This is a genomic window from Haladaptatus ordinarius, from assembly GCF_054177595.1.
The window spans coordinates 1-3,153 of record NZ_JBPEHH010000216.1; the positions used below are offsets into that span (position 1 = coordinate 1).

Sequence of the window (3,153 nt, forward strand, 5' to 3'; positions counted from 1 at the left end):
AGTTGGACGTCATGAGAACCCTTACGCTGTACAGGAGTTTCAGCTAGATAAGATTTATGTCATATGGCTCGATATCCAGAGAATCTGAGTCATCCCGTCGATGTTTCTTGGACAGGCTCGGAAGTCTCGAAAATAACCCTGCCTTGCCTATGTACATTGGTGGTCACTACTATACCCAGATAGCCCGATCGTAATTGAACGACACTATACCCTCACTGATCTGCCCCATGATACACTGACTTCTCTGCCTGATTAGATTATTGTCTGAGAGCACGACTTGCATCAATATGACTGGGCGTTACTCTCGTCTGCAACCGTTGCAACAGCAAACGTCTCATGTATCTCTTGAATTTCGACCGTGACCCACCCATCGAGTGTGGCATCAGCAACAAAGATGACAAACCCATCAATGTATCCAATAGCATCCCCTTCTCGGCCTCAATCTTCGATTTGAAGATGATATGTCTCACCACGTTTGACCGGTGCAAGTGATGGTTCTGAATGCGGCTCCTTGGAACTCATGGGATGGCTTCGCACACCAATGGACAATCCTCCATGATAAGTGTATCTCCAAGTGCGACTGCCACTTGGAGGCGCGAATCAGTGTGAGCATCACGACGTGACATCCTCGACGCCGTACGCCGGAGATAGTGACGTGTGAAGCTGCGCAACGTCGTCTTCACCGGGCATCGACCAGTCTTCGAAGAGAGAATTCCGCCCGTCACAGTGGAGAGAATAGCACTCCAATCTCTATGGACACGTCTTGTGGTCTGCTGGTCGCTCTTCTATTTCTTCAACTAACCATACCGTTCACCAACCAGTGCAATATTCGCGAAATCCGAATTCATAAACACGAGTTAGCCTGATGCTTGCTCAATTAACACGTTTTAATCAACCAACTCGTCAATCTTCGCGGCGGCAAGACTCTTCAGATGTCCGTGCGCTTTGATGCGGTCTTTCACGGCTGTTGGATCAGCATCACGCTGTCATCGGCTTAAGCGACGGAGTCCACCGTTCGCGAAGCAGTTTGGCGACGTGAAAGTCGAGATCGAGTCGGCAGTTAGCGCGTACAAAGAGGGTTACACTCCGAACTAGGGGTCGTTCTGTGTCAAATTATCGAAGAATATATCTTAGCAGCTCACACGTGGGCCGAAAAGCCTATTAGACGGATCTTCATCAGCCAGTAATGGTCCTCGATCAACGCGCTCCCCTCCCCATCCTACGCCCTCCCTCTCCCATCCCCCTCACTGCTTTCCAGAGTGTTGCGCAAGCGGGGGCAGTGTGAGCGAGCGTCGAGTGTGGATGTCAGTGGCACGCGCTCCGATCGCTCCCTTGTGACGCTCGCTGTTTTCAGTAAGACATGACACACATATTATTATACACTTGCTTAAGTGGAGTAATCGATGCTTACAAGCAGAAGACAATCGATAATAGCAAATAAAAATCAATTCTGTGGTGATAGTCGTGTCAGACGTCTGTGCGACGCATTTCGAGTGGAACCTCTGATAGTTTACTTGTCGTCTTCCCGCATTGCGAGGAGGTCACCGTTATCGAACAGCTGGTAGTCATTCCTGAGAACGTCCAAGGCACTCTCAGCGGCAATGAATTAGCCAAGCCGGTAGCCTTCGACGAACTCCTCGGAGCCGGTCCTCAAGTCATCATCTGGCGGATATGCCCATTCGGAGGAATATGAGAGATCATTAAGCTTCTTCGCGATTGCTTCCAGGGCCTCCCCACGTTCCTCACTATCCGTCGACTCAATTTGCTTATTGGTACACGGGGATTTGCGGGGGATGCCAAAATAGCCTCGGGCGGATCGCCGGTAAAGAGGCTGAGCGACACACCTGGCTGTGACCTGCTCGTCTAACGCCACCTCACCGATCACCAGCAGGCAGACACGAGAACGGCGTGTGCCGTCACAAGAACCCCGGTCTCGCTTGCCGACTCGAGAGTGGTTACTCGGAGAAAGTGGTAACAGACCATCGGACACGGACGTGGATAATCGTCTTTGCGACCATTAATTTGACCTCAAATAACGTCGTTGCGTCGGCAGCGATGGTGACGATATCGTCTATCGTGAAGTCAGTCGAGGGAAGTATGCCTCTGGTGGTTTGGTCACCCCGCGTCTCGATTTTATCGTTGTCAATCCCTTCTACGGTTTCTCATCCTGCTTATAGCTTTTGCTGGATTCCTCACTCTGTGACTCGATCTGTACTACACCATCACTGGTCACAGTAACATACTGGTCATGATATTGAAACCTGACCCGCCCGGCAGATCGCTCCGTTCCGCCGTGTGTGGGAGCAAAGAGGTCGTCTAGTGCTTCGAGGTCGATCAAATGAGACAGCCTGTCGAGTTCGGTTGCGTGAACGTCTTCCCAATCTGCGAGTGCGTTGATGAGGATCGTACTGAGCTGTGCCTCCGTTCTTCGATCAGACTGGCTGTGATCTCCATCTAGAACTGTCCCTTGTATCGCAGTGTACTGCGTCATAACACAACGCGTCCATAGCATCGATGGTAAAAAGAGAAAATGGCAAAACTCTCCAAACGTCTTTTAATGAGGAGAGAATTCTGCTGTAAACAGCGGATGTGAACCCAACACTACTCAATTTCACCACCGACGGGGCTCACTGGTTATTCCACGCGAATCCATCTTATTTGAGATGGTCGTTTCCATCGAGACTAGTGGTTCACAGCGGCGTGTCCAGTACGGATACTCGGCAGTGAAAACACTTGACCGCAACGTGACTTCTCCCATGACGTCAGTCATGGGCTTCTGTCCCGCCACAGACGGGAACCAACGCCCTGTGGAAGTTCCACGCTCACTCGATTCCCCGCCGCTGTCACAGACAACGTGTGCGGATGGTTCCTCTGAGTGGCTTGGTTTAGCGTGGAGCCACGACTGCGCCCGTTCCAGACAGCGGGCTTCTGTATCTGTGCCCGGAACTCGACACACTCTCCAGAGAGAGCTGTGTGTCGTGCTAACGTACTGAAGTACTCGACGAACTTAGGTTACGAATTCATCCCACGACTGAAGTCCTGTCTCTTACCCATAAGTCAGTGATAGAGAGAAAATCTAATCAAATGAGATCTGAGAAGAAGGAATGAGTCAAAATGCGGTCATTATTGGAACTGAACCTTGAGTCGCTATGA

Annotated in this window: 1 protein-coding gene and 1 pseudogene; both read right to left on the reverse strand. The window is 50.8% G+C overall.

The window, feature by feature from the left end:
- Window positions 1-282 precede the first annotated feature (282 nt).
- Window positions 283-423 (reverse strand): annotated as a pseudogene (locus ACR3FF_RS26475) (hypothetical protein); the annotation flags it as partial.
- 1,729 nt (window positions 424-2,152) lie between these two features.
- Window positions 2,153-2,491, reverse strand: a complete 339-nt coding sequence (locus ACR3FF_RS26480; RefSeq protein WP_458191067.1) for a HalOD1 output domain-containing protein — start codon at window positions 2,489-2,491, stop codon at window positions 2,153-2,155.
- Window positions 2,492-3,153: the final 662 nt, after the last annotated feature.

Bases quoted from the DNA above. Each gene is read 5' to 3' on its own strand.
- ACR3FF_RS26480 (WP_458191067.1), bottom strand. From the start codon at position 2,491: ATGACGCAGTACACTGCGATACAAGGGACAGTTCTAGATGGAGATCAC.